Raw genomic sequence first — 13,527 nt, forward strand, 5'->3', positions numbered from 1 at the left:
AGCGGCAGGCGCGGGCGCCGGAACGGTGCCGCGCTGCACAAAAGGACAGGATGTGCGCGCATTCTCCCGAATCCGCTGACTTTTGATAATTGGCGTGGCGTTTGAACCATTTTCAAATATTTCTGGAAAATCGCATGGACCGACTGGGCGATATCCGGCTGTTCGTCGAGGCGGCCGAACTGGGCAGCCTGTCCGCCGCCGGGCGCAGGCTGAACCTGACGCCGGCCGCCGCGAGCGCGCGCCTCGCGAAGCTCGAGGCGGCGGTCGCCACCCGGCTGTTCGACCGTTCGACCCGGCAGTTGCGGCTCACCGACGAGGGCCGCCTGTATCTGAACGGCTGCCGGCAGGCGTTGCAGGCGCTCGACGATGCAAACGCGCTGCTCCAGGCCGGCCGCAACGTCGTCGCCGGCCGGGTGCGGCTGTCGGCGACGTCCGATTTCGGCCGCCGCCGGCTGCTCGACTGGCTCGACGAATTCACCGCGCTTTACCCGGACGTGACGTTCTCGCTGACGGCATCCGACTCGACGGTGAACCTGTGGCAGGACGAGATCGACCTCGCGATCCGGTTCGCCGCGCCGCCCGACGGCGCGCTGATCGCCCGCCGGCTGGCCGCGGACCGGCGCGTGCCGTGCGCGGCGCCGTCGTTCGTCGAACGCCACGGCTTGCCGCGCGATCCGCAAGATCTGGCCCGCTTTCCATGCAACGTGATCACGGTCGCGTCCGGGCCGATGAACACGTGGCGCTTCACGCGCGGCGACGACACGCAGACCTGCACGGTGCCGCTCGCCACCGCGTTCGAGACCAACGACGGCGGCCTCGCCCGCGAATGGGCACTGCGCGGCCGCGGCATCGTGCTGAACTCGATCTGGGACGTGGCGGACGATGTGCGCGCGGGGCGGCTGCGCGTGCTGCTGCCCGACTGGCGGCACCAGAGCGCGCCGCTGCACGCGATTTATCCCGGCAAGCGCTACATGGCGCCGCGCGTGCGTGTGCTGCTCGACTTTCTCGCCGAACGCTTCGCGCGCGAGGAAGCCGCGCACGACGACCTGCTGAACGCGTGCCGCTGAGCGCCCGACGGCCGGCCGGCGGGGTCCGACCCACGGCCGCCGCCGTCGCATGCGCTCGCGCGCTGCCGGCCGTTCCGCACGGGACGAAAAGCTATAATGGAAAGCTTTCCCGACGATCTCTTCCCGGCGGCGGCGCATGCGCCGCGCGGCGGGCGGCCGGCCGTCCCGATTCACTCTTGACGACGCCCCCAGGTCAACCACTGCGAACGGCGAACCCCCATGACCAAGAAAGTTTACGTAAAGACCTTCGGCTGCCAGATGAACGAGTACGACTCGGACAAGATGGTGGACGTGCTCAATGCCGCCGAAGGCCTCGAAAAGACCGATACCCCGGAAGACGCGGACATCATCCTGTTCAACACGTGCTCGGTGCGCGAGAAGGCGCAGGAGAAGGTGTTCTCCGACCTCGGCCGCGTGCGCGAGCTGAAGGAAGCGAAGCCCGGCCTGCTGATCGGCGTCGGCGGCTGCGTCGCGAGCCAGGAAGGCGCGTCGATCGTGTCGCGCGCGCCGTACGTCGACCTCGTGTTCGGCCCGCAGACCCTGCACCGCCTGCCGCAGATGATCGACGCCCGCCGCGAGAGCGGCCGCGCGCAGGTCGACATCACGTTCCCCGAGATCGAGAAGTTCGACCACCTGCCGCCCGCGCGCGTCGAGGGGCCGAGCGCGTTCGTGTCGATCATGGAAGGCTGCTCGAAGTACTGCAGCTACTGCGTGGTGCCGTATACGCGCGGCGATGAAGTGTCGCGTCCGCTCGACGACGTGCTGACCGAAGTGGCCGGCCTCGCCGACCAGGGCGTGCGCGAAGTCACGCTGCTCGGCCAGAACGTGAACGCCTACCGGGGCGCGCTGACGGCCGGTTCCGCCGAGATCGCCGATTTCGCGACGCTGATCGAATACGTCGCCGACATCCCCGGCATCGAGCGGATCCGCTACACGACCTCGCACCCGAAGGAATTCACGCAGCGCCTGATCGACACCTACGCGAAGGTGCCGAAGCTCGTGAGCCACCTACACCTGCCCGTGCAGCACGGCTCCGACCGCATCCTGATGGCGATGAAGCGCGGCTATACGGTGCTCGAATACAAGTCGGTGATCCGCAAGCTGCGCGCGATCCGCCCGGACCTGTCGCTGTCGACCGACATGATCGTCGGCTTCCCCGGCGAGACCGACGAGGATTTCGACAAGATGATGGCGCTCGTGCACGAGATGCGCTACGACACCAGCTTCTCGTTCATCTACAGCCCGCGCCCCGGCACGCCGGCCGCGAACCTGCACGACGACACGCCGCGCGAGGTCAAGCTCAAACGCCTGCAACATCTGCAGGCGACCATCGAGGAAAACGTCGCGCGCATCAGCCAGTCGATGGTCGGGAAGGTCGAGCGGATCCTCGTCGAGGGCCCGTCGCGCAAGGACCCGAACGAGCTCGCCGGCCGCACCGAGAACAACCGGGTCGTGAATTTCCCGGCGCCGCTCGCGTCGCACCCGCGCCTGATCGGCCAGATGATCGACGTGAAGATCAACCACGCGTACCCGCATTCGCTGCGCGGCGAGCTCGTGCTCGTGAGCGACGATGCGAGCGCGGCCACGCACTGACGTTCCACAGGAGCCCGACGCCACTTTGAAGCCGACCCAAGCACTGGAATTCGTCGCGCCGCGCGACGACAATGCGCGCCTCGCCAACCTCTGCGGCCCGCTCGACGAGAACCTGCGGCAGATCGAACAGGCGCTCGACGTCACGCTGTCGCGACGGGGCCACCGGATCGCGATCCGCGGGCGCGGCGCCAAGCTCGCGCTCGCCGCGCTCGAGAACTTCTACAACCGCGCGCGCGATGCGCTGTCGGTCGACGACATCCAGCTCGCGCTGGTCGAAGTGCGCCACACGGGCGGCAACGGCCGCCAGGACACGCTCGACGTGCGCTTCCGCGGCGACCCCGACCATCCGTTCGACGACCCCGTCGTCCAGCTCGACGCCGGCGAGCCGGACGAGGAACCCGCGCCGAAGCTCTACACGCGGCGCGCCGACCTGCGCGGCCGCACGCCGGCGCAGCGCGAATACCTGAAGCAGATCCTGTCGCACGACGTGACGTTCGGCATCGGGCCCGCCGGCACCGGCAAGACCTACCTCGCGGTCGCCTGCGCGGTCGACGCGCTCGAGCGCGACCAGGTCAAGCGGATCGTGCTGACGCGCCCGGCCGTCGAGGCCGGCGAGCGGCTCGGCTTCCTGCCGGGCGATCTCGCGCAGAAGGTCGACCCGTACCTGCGCCCGCTGTACGACGCGCTGTACGACCTGCTCGGTTTCGACAAGACGGCGAAGATGTTCGAACGCCAGATGATCGAGATCGCGCCGCTCGCGTACATGCGCGGCCGCACGCTGAACCACGCGTTCATCATCCTCGACGAGGCGCAGAACACGACGCCCGAGCAGATGAAGATGTTCCTCACGCGGATCGGCTTCGGCTCCAAGGCGGTCGTGACCGGCGACACGAGCCAGGTCGACCTGCCGCGCGGCCACAAGAGCGGCCTCGTCGAGGCGCAGCAGGTGCTCGGCGGCGTGCGCGGCATCGCGCTCACGCGCTTCACGAGCGCGGACGTCGTGCGCCATCCGCTCGTCGCGCGCATCGTCGAGGCGTACGACGAATTCCACGCGCAGCACCAGGACGGCTGACGCGCCCGCGCGTCACGCCCGGCCCGCCAGACGGCGCGCCGGGCTTTTTTCGCCTGCGCGGCGCATGGTTCCCGCGCCGGCCGAATTCGGGTGCGATCGGCCGTTTGGTGTATCCTCAACGCGTCCCAATCGCCGCACGCGTCATGAAATCCTCTCGTTCCCGCAAGTCCGTCCGCGCCGACCAGGCCACGTCCGAAACGCTCCGTCTTTCGCTGTTCGATGCGAAGGGCAAGGCCCGGACCGCCAACGCGCAAGGGCTGCGAATCGACTTCCCTGACGGCCGCAGCCTGATGTTCGACCTGTCGGGCAGTTCCGGAGAAGCCGCCGTCGCGATCGTCGCGCAGCACAACGATCCGGCCATGCGCGCGAAGATCGCGCTGCAGCCCGAGCACTACGACAGCGTGACGCTGCACGTGGGCGCCGAGCCCGCGCCGCCCGACGTCGGCCTCGATGACGAAGCGATCCGCGATCCCGAGCTCGACCTGTCCGTGCAGTACGGCGACGAGATCACGAGCGACGTGCGCAAGACGCTGCCCAAGCGCAAGCTGATCGCCGAATGGATCGAGCCGGCGCTGTTCGCCAGCGCGCAGCTCACCGTACGCTTCGTCGGCGAAGAGGAAGGCCGCACGCTGAACGCCGGCTACCGCCACAAGGACTACCCGACCAACGTGTTGACCTTCGCGTACGACGCGGCGCCCGACGGCACCGTGATCGGCGACCTCGTGCTGTGCTGCCCGGTCGTCGAGAAGGAGGCGCACGACCAGGGCAAGCCGCTCACCGCCCATTACGCGCACCTGCTGGTGCACGGCGCGCTGCACGCGCAGGGCTACGACCACGAGACGAGCGACGAGGACGCGGCCGAAATGGAAGCGCTCGAAGTCGACATCCTCGCGAAGCTGGGCTTCCCGAACCCGTACCAGTAAGCCGTCCGCACGATGCGCAACGCCGTGACGCTCCCGCCCGCCTACCCGCCGTCGATCGGCGACGGGCGCCTGCTGACCGAAGACGAGCTCGCGGCGTCGCTCGCGCACACGATGCGCGACTGGGACGGCCGGCAGGATCTGTGGCTGTTCGGCTATGGCTCGCTGATCTGGAACCCGGGATTGCCGACCGTCGCCGCGATACGCGGCAAGGTGCACGGCTATCATCGCGGGCTCTACCTGTGGTCGCGCGTGAACCGCGGCACCCCCGAACGCCCGGGCCTCGTGCTCGCGCTCGATCGCGGCGGCTCGTGCTCGGGCATCGCGTTCCGGCTCGCCGGCCCGACCGCGCAGCCGCACCTCGAAACGTTGTGGAAACGCGAAATGCCGATGGGCTCCTACCGGCCCGCGTGGCTGCCGTGCTCGCTCGAGAACGGCGAGCGCGTGAACGCACTCGCGTTCGTGATGCGCCGCGAAGCGCCGACCTATACGGGCAAGCTGTCCGACCCCGTCGTCAAGGAAGTGTTCAGTTGCGCGGCCGGCCGCTACGGCACGACGCTCGACTACGTCAGCCGCACGGTCGACGCGCTGCGCGCGAGCGGCATTCCCGATCGCGCCCTGGAAGGGCTGCTGGCCCGCTGCCGCTGACGTGCCGCACGGCCGCCCGTCGCCCTCACCGCCCGTTCACCTTCGAAGGACGCCCGCCATGACCTCGCCCCGCTGGCCGCGCTGCAAAACCGTCGCACTGATCGTCGCCGCGAGCGTCGCGCTGTCCGGCTGCGGCATACTCGGCTGCGGCGGCGCCGCGACCAACGGCGCGGCCGCCGGCGGCTGCTCGGCCGGCATGCGGTTCTGAACCCGGCGGCCCGCCGCCGGCGGCAAATCGTCGCGCCCCACCCCTCACCGAAAAAACACCCGACCGGCCGGTCCGCCCGGAATTTCGTCCGACGCTGCCCCGCCGCGCCTTTCTGAGATAGGATGGAAACGACAGGACGGCGTGGCGCCGAGCCCGCCTGTCGCCGAGCGGGGCTTGCGCGGCTGCCCGCCCCGGCCGGATGGCCGGGGTGACACGGTCGCGTCGCGCCCTTGGTGTATCCTTGCCTACTCCGTGACAGCGCGCTCCGGCATGACCCGGGCGCACCACCATGAACGATTCGTATCCCAGTCGTAAGCCAACCGACAAACCGCAAGAAAAGCGCTCGCTGCTCGAGCGCCTGACCGACTTCATCTCGCCCGAGCCCGAATCCCGCGGCGAGTTGCTGGAAATCCTCCAGGATGCCCACGAACGCAACCTGATCGACGCCGATTCGCTGTCGATGATCGAAGGCGTGTTCCAGGTGTCCGACCTGTGCGCGCGCGACATCATGGTGCCGCGCGCCCAGATGGACGCGATCAACATCGCCGACAAGCCCGAGGATTTCATCCCGTTCGTCCTCGAAAAGGCGCACTCGCGCTACCCCGTGTACGAGGAGAACCGCGACAACGTCATCGGCGTGCTGCTCGCGAAGGATCTGCTGCGTTTCTATGCCGAAGAGGAATTCGACGTGCGCGGGATGCTGCGCCCGGCCGTGTTCATTCCCGAATCGAAGCGCCTGAACGTGCTGCTGCACGACTTCCGCGTGAACCGCAACCACCTCGCGATCGTCGTCGACGAATACGGCGGCGTCGCGGGCCTGATCACGATCGAGGACGTGCTCGAGCAGATCGTCGGCGACATCGAGGACGAATACGATTTCGACGAGGAAGCCGGCAACATCATCTCGGGGCCCGACGGCCGCTACCGCGTGCGTGCGCTCACCGAGATCGAACAGTTCAACGAGACGTTCGGCACCGATTTCCCGGACGACGAAGTCGATACGATCGGCGGGCTGATCACGCATCACTTCGGCCGCGTCCCGCATCGCGGCGAGAAGCTGCAGCTCGGCAACCTCGTGTTCGAGATCCAGCGCGGCGATGCGCGCCAGGTCCACGTGCTGCTGGTGCGCCGCAACCCGCTCGCCAGCCGTCGCGCCGAGACCTCGCACGAGGACTGACCGTCGCGCGCCAGCCGCGCGTTCCACAACCGCTCGCCCACTTCCGCTTCACATGGACGATCCGATCCTGTCCCGCCCGGCTGGCGGCCTTCTCGCGCCGCCCCCCGGCCGCGCGCTGCCGCGCTGGCACTACCCGGCCGCGCTGCTCGCCGGCGCCGCCAATACGCTCAGCTTCGCGCCGACGCCGCATGGCGGCTGGCTGCAACTCGTCGTATTCGTCTGGTTTTTCGCGCAGCTCACGCGCACCGCGAGCTGGCGCAGCGCCGCGCTCACCGGCGGCGCGTTCGGCTTCGGCAACTTCATCAGCGGCATCTGGTGGCTCTACATCAGCATGCACGTCTACGGCGAGATGGCCGCGCCGCTCGCGGGCGGCGCGCTCGTGCTGTTCTCGCTGTACCTGTCGCTGTACCCGGCGTTCTCCGCCGGGCTGTGGTCGTTCTGCGCAGGCCATGCGTGGCATCGCCGCACGCCCGACCCGCGGCCGTTCTCGCCGACCTGGCACGGCGCATTCGCATTCGCGAGCGCATGGGCACTCGGCGAATGGCTGCGCGGCACCGTCTTCACCGGCTTCCCATGGCTCGCAAGCGGCTATCCGCAGGTCGACGGCCCGTTCGCGGGCTTCGCGCCGGTCGCCGGCGTGTACGGGATCGCGTGGGTGCTCGCCCTGTTCGCCGCGCTCGTCGTGCAGGCGCTCGCCGCCGCCCGGCCGTCGCCGCTCGCCGAACCCCGTGCCGGCAATGCGCGCGTGCGCGTCGCCGCGCCGGCCGGCATCGCGGTCGCGCTGATCGCGGCCGGTCTCGGGCTGTCGCAGGTCACGTGGACCGTGCCCGCGAACGCGCCGCTCACCGTGCGGCTGCTGCAGGGCAACGTGAAGCAGGACATCAAGTTCGAGGAAGCGGGCATCGACGCGGCGATCAAGATGTACACGCAGATGATCGTCGAGAAGCCGGCCGACCTGATCGTCACGCCCGAAACCGCGATCGCGGTGATGATCCAGGAGTTGCCCGAGCCGTTCGCCGTCGCGATCCGCAAGTTCAGCGACACGACGGGCTCGGCCGTGCTGTTCGGCGCGGTCGGCGCATCGGTGACCGAGGACGGCCACTACGTCGACTATACGAACAGCCTGTACGGCGTGACGCCGAACTCGCGCGACATCTATCACTACGACAAGCACCACCTCGTGCCCTTCGGCGAATTCATCCCGTGGGGCTTCCGGTGGTTCGTCGACCTGATGAAGATGCCGCTCGGCGACTTCGCGCGCGGCGCGCCGGTGCAGAAGCCGTTCCTCGTGCACAACCAGCCGGTGATGGCCGACATCTGCTACGAGGACTTGTTCGGCGAGGAAATCGCCGCGACGATCCGCGACAACCCGCAGCCGCCGGGCGTGCTCGTCAACGTGACGAACCTCGCGTGGTTCGGCGACACGATCGCGCTCGACCAGCACCTGCAGATCGCGCGGATGCGCTCGCTCGAGACGGGCCGGCCGATGCTGCGCTCGACCAACACGGGGATGACGGCCGCGATCGACGCGCGCGGCCGCGTGCTCGGTCAGTTGAAGCCGTTCACGATCGGCTCGCTCGACGTGCGGATCGAAGGCACGAGCGGCTTCACGCCTTACGTGACGAGCGGCAACAACATCGTGCTCGCGGTGTCGTTCGTGCTGCTCGCGTTCGGCTTCACGTTCGGCCCCGGGCTGCGCCGGCGCAACGGCGAGGCTGCGCGCCGCGACAAAGAGGCATGACGCGGGCGGGCCGTGGGCCCGCCGGCTGTCACGGCAGGTTGCGCGCGTCAGCCGCCGGCCAGACGCCGCAAATCCCCTGCAACCTCTTCCATCACCGGCTCCCACGCGCCGAACGCCGGCTGCCGGTACAGCGTCGCGCTCGGGTACCACGGACTGTCCTTGCGTTCGAGCAACCACGGCCAGTGCGGATTCACGTCGAGCAGCACCCACGTGCGCGCGCCGAGCGCGCCCGCCAGGTGCGCGACCGACGTACACACTGTGATCACGAGATCCAGCGCGCCGATGAACGCGGCCGTATCGTCGAAGCTCTTCAGTTCGGCAGTGTGATCGACGATCGGCAGACCGGCCGCGCGCGCCGCCGCGACATCCGCCTGCGCACCCGGCTGCAGCGAATGAAACGCGACGCCGTCGATCCCGCGGAACGCGTCGGCATAGCGCTCGAGCCCGACACGCCGGAACGGGTTGCGCTGGTGCCCCGCGCTGCCCGTCCACACGAGGCCGACCTTCAGCCGGCTGTCGCCCGCGAGCCGCGCACGCCACGCGTCCCGCGCGGCCGGATCGGCCCGCAGGTACGGCACCGACGACGCAAGCGTCGACGCTTCCATGCCGAGCATCAGCGGCAGGCCGATCAGCGGCACTTCGTAATCGAAGGCGGGCAGCTCGTCGACGCCGCCGCCCGCGCTGAACGCATCCGCATGCGCGCCGAGGCTGCGCTGCATCAGCGCGCCCACCTGCGGGAACGTATTCCAGATGAGCCGGCCGCCCTCGCGATGCACGCGCTCGGCGAGCGGCGCGACGAAGCGGCAGAACTGCAGCACGTCGCCGAGCCCCTGCTCGCCCCACACGAGCAACGTCTTGCCCGCGAGCGGCTCGCCCTGCCAGCGCGGGCCCGGCAGCACCGGCCGGCGGCCGCGCAACTCGCCCGCGCCGTCCCAGCGCGCCTCGTGCTCGCGCCAGCCCGCCGCGTAATCGCCGCGCACGAGCTGGACGATCGCCAGGTTGAAACGGTAGGACGCGTCGTCGGGCGCCAGCTCGCACGCGCGCGCCGCGAAGCGCTCGGCATCGTCCCAGCGCTGCGCCTCCTTCATCGCCAGCGCGACGTTGTTCATCGCGAGCGCGTTGTCGGGCGCGAGCTCGACGAGCCGTTCCGCGCACGCGAGCGCCCCCGTCAGGTCCTGCGTCGCGAGCCGCGCGACGACGAGGTTGATCCACGCCTGCACGTCGAGCGGATCGAAAGTCACCGCCTCCTCGAGCAGCGCGATCTCCTCCGCACGGTCGCAGCCCGACAGCCGCAACGCGATCGCGAGGTTGTTGCGCAACGACGGCAGGTCGGGCTCGGTCGCGAGCGCCGCGCGATACGGCGCCACGGCGTCCGCGTGACGGCCCGCCATCTGCAGCGCGTAGCCGTGATTGAAGCGGGCGGCCGCATTCGGATGCAGACGCGCGCCCAGGTCGGCGAGCGCGACCGCATCGGCCGTGCGCTGCCGCGAGACGAGCGCCGCGGTGAGGCCCGCGAGCGAAGCCGGGTCGGCCCCGTGCAGGTGCGCGGCGGCGGCGAGCCACAGGTCGTGCGCGGCGGGCTCGCCGCGCGCCTGCGCATCGGCGGCCTGCCCGAGCAGCGCGGTGAACGGCGGCAGCAGCGGAACGAGGAAATCGGTCGAGTCGTCCATGCGATCGGATACGGGGAGCTGCGCGGCCGCCCATCGGCCGCGCGATGCGGAATACGCGCATCTTAACGTCCGCGCGCGGCGCCGGGACGCCGCCCGGCGCATCCGCGCGATCCGGCCGACGCGACGCGCGCCGGGCCGCGACGCCCCCTTCGTCGCCGTTCCGGCCGCATCCGCTCGCCGATCCGGTAAAATTACGCGTTTCTGCACACTAACAAGCCGCGCCGCCGCGCGAGCCGACCCTCCGGGCCCCGCCCGGAGCGCCGCCCGCAACGGAGCGCCAGCGCCACGAAGGCTCTTCATGCTTACGTTTCAGCAAATCATCCTGACGCTGCAGTCCTACTGGGACAAGCAGGGTTGCGCCCTGCTCCAGCCCATCGACATGGAAGTCGGTGCAGGCACGTCGCACGTGCACACGTTCCTGCGCGCGGTCGGCCCCGAGCCGTGGCGCGCCGCGTACGTGCAGCCGTCGCGCCGCCCGAAGGACGGCCGCTACGGCGAGAACCCGAACCGCCTGCAGCACTACTACCAGTACCAGGTCGTGCTCAAGCCGGCACCGGAAAATATCCTCGACCTGTACCTCGGCTCGCTCGAGGCGCTCGGCTTCGACCTGAAGCAGAACGACGTGCGCTTCGTCGAGGACGACTGGGAAAACCCGACGCTCGGCGCGTGGGGCCTCGGCTGGGAAGTGTGGCTGAACGGGATGGAAGTCACGCAGTTCACGTATTTCCAGCAGGTCGGCGGCCTCGACTGCAAGCCGGTGCTCGGCGAGATCACGTACGGCCTCGAACGCCTCGCGATGTACCTGCAGAAGGTCGAGAACGTGTACGACCTCGTGTGGACCGAGTGGGAAGAGCAAGGCCCGAACGGCCCCGAGCTGCGCCGCCTGTCGTACGGCGACGTCTATCACCAGAACGAGGTCGAGCAGTCGACCTACAACTTCGAGCACGCGAACGTCGACCTGCTGTTCACGTTCTTCAACAGCTACGAAGCGGAAGCGAAGAAGATGATCGACGCGCAGCTCGCGCTGCCCGCGTACGAACTCGTGCTGAAGGCCGGCCACACGTTCAACCTGCTCGACGCGCGCGGCGCGATCTCGGTCACCGAACGCGCGGCGTACATCGGCCGCATCCGTGCGCTGTCGCGTCTCGTCGCCCAGGCTTACTACGACTCGCGCGAGAAGCTCGGCTTCCCGATGCTCGGCAACCCGCCGGGCGTGCCGGGCCTCACCACCGACGCCCAGGAGGCCGCCCAGCCGGCATGGGCGCCGCCGCTCAAGGTCGAACGCAAGATCGATCAGGACTGACGAGACGAGATTCATTCCAACCATGACGCACAATCATCCCGCCCCCCTGCTCGTCGAACTGCTGACCGAAGAGCTGCCGCCGAAGGCCCTCGCGCGCCTCGGCGACGCATTCGCCGAAGGCCTCGCGCAACGCCTCGCGGCACGCGACCTCGTCGAAGGCGAACTCGTGTTCGAACGCTACGCCACGCCGCGCCGCCTCGCCGTCGTCGTGCAGAACGTGCGCGCCGTCGCACCTGAAAAGCAGGTCCGCGAAAAGGTCCTGCCCGTGTCGGTCGCACTCGATGCCGAAGGCAAGCCGACCGCCCCGCTCGCGAAGAAGCTCGCGGCGCTCGGCCACCCGAACCTGTCGATCGCCGATCTCGAGCGCGCGCAGGATGGCAAGGCCGAAGCGTTCTTCATCAACTATTCGGCAGCCGGGGCGACGCTCGCCGACGGCCTGCAGGCCGCGCTCGACGAAACGCTCGAGAAGCTGCCGATCCCGAAGGTGATGACCTACCAGCGCCCGGACGGCTCCGACGTGAAGTTCGTGCGCCCGGTGCATCGCCTGACCGTGCTGCACGACGACCGCATCGTGCCCGTCACCGCGTTCGGCGTCGATGCCGGCGACACCACGCTCGGCCACCGCTTCCTGTCCGACGGCCTCGTCGCGATCCAGCATGCGCGCGCGTACGCCGACACGCTGCGCGACAAGGGCCGCGTGATCGCGCACTTCGCCGATCGCCGCGAAACGATCCGCACGCAGCTGAACGAACACGCGAACGGCGACACCGTCGTGATGCCCGAAGCGCTGCTCGACGAAGTGACGTCGCTGGTCGAATGGCCGGTCGTCTACCCGTGCCGCTTCGAGGATGAATTCCTGCAGGTGCCGCAGGAATGCCTGATCCTCACGATGCAGACGAACCAGAAGTATTTCGCGCTGACCGACGTCGGCGGCAAGCTGCGCTCGCGCTTCCTGATCGTGTCGAACATCGAGACGAAGACGCCGGGCGAGATCATCGAAGGCAACGAGCGCGTCGTGCGCCCGCGCCTCGCCGATGCGAAGTTCTTCTTCGAGCAGGACAAGAAGAAGCCGCTCGCCGACCGCGTGCCGCAGCTCGCGAACGTCGTGTATCACAACAAGCTCGGTTCGGCGCTCGCCCGCGTCGAGCGCCTCGAGGCGCTGGCCGGCGAGATCGCCCCCGCGATCGGCGCCGACGCCGCGCACGCGAAGCGCGCCGCGCGCCTCGCGAAGGCCGACCTGCTGACCGACATGGTCGGCGAGTTCCCGGAACTGCAGGGCACGATGGGCACGTACTACGCGCGCCACGACGGTGAACCCGACGACGTCGCGCTCGCCTGCGCCGAGCACTACCAGCCGCGCTTCTCCGGCGACGCACTGCCGACCACGCCGGTGTCGACCGCCGTCGCGCTCGCCGACAAGCTCGAGACGATCGTCGGCATCTGGGGCATCGGCCTCGCGCCGACCGGCGAGAAGGATCCGTTCGCGCTGCGCCGCCACGCACTCGGCGTGCTGCGCCTGCTGCTCGAGAAGCAGCTGCCGCTCGATCTCGTGTCGCTGCTGCGCACGGCCCACGCGCGCTTCGAAGGCGTGCCGGGCGTCGCCGAATCGACCGATGCGATCCTCGCGTTCTTCATGGATCGCCTGCGCGGCCTGCTGCGCGAGCGCGGCTATTCGGCCGGCGAAATCGATGCGGTGCTGAGCCTGAACCCGACGCGCGTCGACGATCTCGTCGCGCGCCTCGACGCGGTGCGCGAATTCACGCGCCTCGCGGAAGCCGAAGCGCTCGCGGCCGCGAACAAGCGGATCTCGAACATCCTGAAGAAGTCGGAAGGCGGTGCGAACGGTGCGGTGCAGCCGACGCTGCTCGTCGAGGCCGCCGAAAAGGCGCTGCACGAACAGCTCGCGGCCGTGACGCCGCACGTGCAGTCGCAGCTCGAGGCGCGTGCATACACGGGCGCGCTGTCGGCGCTCGCCGCGCTGCGCGCACCGGTCGACACGTTCTTCAACGACGTGATGGTCAACGCGGAAGATCCGGCACTGCGCGCGAACCGTCTCGCGCTGCTGTCCGCGCTGCACCAGCAGATGAACTGCGTCGCCGACATCTCGAAGCTCGCCGCATAAGGGCCG

General features: G+C 69.3%; 11 protein-coding genes. 10 read left to right on the plus strand and 1 reads right to left on the minus strand.

The genetic code is table 11. The annotated features are described in order from the left end of the window. Window positions 1-134 precede the first annotated feature (134 nt). The 8 genes from WT26_RS17840 (at window position 135) to lnt (ending at window position 8,426) form a co-directional block, all read left to right on the plus strand. On the plus strand, window positions 135-1,067 hold the full coding sequence (locus tag WT26_RS17840; RefSeq protein ID WP_069273418.1) for a LysR family transcriptional regulator: 933 nt from the start codon (window positions 135-137) through the stop codon (window positions 1,065-1,067). 219 nt (window positions 1,068-1,286) lie between these two features. After that, entirely contained in the window at window positions 1,287-2,660 is a 1,374-nt protein-coding gene (gene miaB, locus WT26_RS17845; protein ID WP_059525928.1) for a tRNA (N6-isopentenyl adenosine(37)-C2)-methylthiotransferase MiaB, read from the plus strand. 25 nt (window positions 2,661-2,685) lie between these two features. Beyond that, complete coding sequence (locus WT26_RS17850) at window positions 2,686-3,732, plus strand: PhoH family protein (RefSeq protein WP_059525933.1); 1,047 nt, start codon at window positions 2,686-2,688, stop codon at window positions 3,730-3,732. 143 nt (window positions 3,733-3,875) lie between these two features. Then, window positions 3,876-4,655, plus strand: coding sequence for an rRNA maturation RNase YbeY (gene ybeY, locus WT26_RS17855; protein WP_069273419.1), 780 nt, complete (start codon window positions 3,876-3,878; stop codon window positions 4,653-4,655). A 12-nt stretch (window positions 4,656-4,667) separates the two neighbouring features. Next, window positions 4,668-5,300 (plus strand): gamma-glutamylcyclotransferase, encoded by a 633-nt coding sequence (locus tag WT26_RS17860; RefSeq protein WP_059525937.1) that lies wholly within the window; start codon window positions 4,668-4,670, stop codon window positions 5,298-5,300. A 58-nt stretch (window positions 5,301-5,358) separates the two neighbouring features. Then, window positions 5,359-5,508, plus strand: coding sequence for a hypothetical protein (locus WT26_RS38065; RefSeq protein ID WP_196774778.1), 150 nt, complete (start codon window positions 5,359-5,361; stop codon window positions 5,506-5,508). A gap of 289 nt (window positions 5,509-5,797) precedes the next feature. Further along, window positions 5,798-6,685 (plus strand): HlyC/CorC family transporter, encoded by an 888-nt coding sequence (locus WT26_RS17865; protein WP_021160150.1) that lies wholly within the window; start codon window positions 5,798-5,800, stop codon window positions 6,683-6,685. Window positions 6,686-6,737: 52 nt separating this feature from the next. Continuing rightward, window positions 6,738-8,426 (plus strand): apolipoprotein N-acyltransferase, encoded by a 1,689-nt coding sequence (lnt, locus tag WT26_RS17870; protein ID WP_069273420.1) that lies wholly within the window; start codon window positions 6,738-6,740, stop codon window positions 8,424-8,426. 47 nt (window positions 8,427-8,473) lie between these two features. Here the strand turns inward: lnt and WT26_RS17875 are convergent, their stop codons facing one another. Beyond that, window positions 8,474-10,096 carry a hypothetical protein gene (locus tag WT26_RS17875; protein WP_069273421.1) on the minus strand — a complete coding sequence of 541 codons (1,623 nt, stop codon included), beginning with the start codon at window positions 10,094-10,096 and terminating at the stop codon, window positions 8,474-8,476. Window positions 10,097-10,394: 298 nt separating this feature from the next. Between WT26_RS17875 and glyQ the strand changes: the two genes are divergently transcribed. Further along, the gene (gene glyQ / locus WT26_RS17880; RefSeq protein ID WP_081062193.1) at window positions 10,395-11,399 is read left to right on the plus strand and encodes a glycine--tRNA ligase subunit alpha; all 1,005 of its coding nucleotides are present in this window, start codon (window positions 10,395-10,397) and stop codon (window positions 11,397-11,399) included. A gap of 22 nt (window positions 11,400-11,421) precedes the next feature. Next, window positions 11,422-13,521, plus strand: coding sequence for a glycine--tRNA ligase subunit beta (gene glyS / locus WT26_RS17885; protein WP_059525943.1), 2,100 nt, complete (start codon window positions 11,422-11,424; stop codon window positions 13,519-13,521). Window positions 13,522-13,527 lie beyond the last annotated feature (6 nt).

This window comes from Burkholderia cepacia, from assembly GCF_001718835.1.
Lineage (GTDB): Bacteria > Pseudomonadota > Gammaproteobacteria > Burkholderiales > Burkholderiaceae > Burkholderia > Burkholderia cepacia_F.

What these genes read in the sequence shown, in the direction of transcription:
- glyS (WP_059525943.1), top strand. Translation starts at nt 11,422, where the DNA reads ATGACGCACAATCATCCCGCCCCCCTGCTCGTCGAACTGCTGACCGAA.
- WT26_RS38065 (WP_196774778.1), top strand. Translation starts at nt 5,359, where the DNA reads ATGACCTCGCCCCGCTGGCCGCGCTGCAAAACCGTCGCACTGATCGTC.
- glyQ (WP_081062193.1), top strand. Translation starts at nt 10,395, where the DNA reads ATGCTTACGTTTCAGCAAATCATCCTGACGCTGCAGTCCTACTGGGAC.
- lnt (WP_069273420.1), top strand. Translation starts at nt 6,738, where the DNA reads ATGGACGATCCGATCCTGTCCCGCCCGGCTGGCGGCCTTCTCGCGCCG.
- ybeY (WP_069273419.1), top strand. Translation starts at nt 3,876, where the DNA reads ATGAAATCCTCTCGTTCCCGCAAGTCCGTCCGCGCCGACCAGGCCACG.
- WT26_RS17865 (WP_021160150.1), top strand. Translation starts at nt 5,798, where the DNA reads ATGAACGATTCGTATCCCAGTCGTAAGCCAACCGACAAACCGCAAGAA.
- WT26_RS17875 (WP_069273421.1), bottom strand. Translation starts at nt 10,096, where the DNA reads ATGGACGACTCGACCGATTTCCTCGTTCCGCTGCTGCCGCCGTTCACC.
- WT26_RS17860 (WP_059525937.1), top strand. Translation starts at nt 4,668, where the DNA reads ATGCGCAACGCCGTGACGCTCCCGCCCGCCTACCCGCCGTCGATCGGC.
- miaB (WP_059525928.1), top strand. Translation starts at nt 1,287, where the DNA reads ATGACCAAGAAAGTTTACGTAAAGACCTTCGGCTGCCAGATGAACGAG.
- WT26_RS17840 (WP_069273418.1), top strand. Translation starts at nt 135, where the DNA reads ATGGACCGACTGGGCGATATCCGGCTGTTCGTCGAGGCGGCCGAACTG.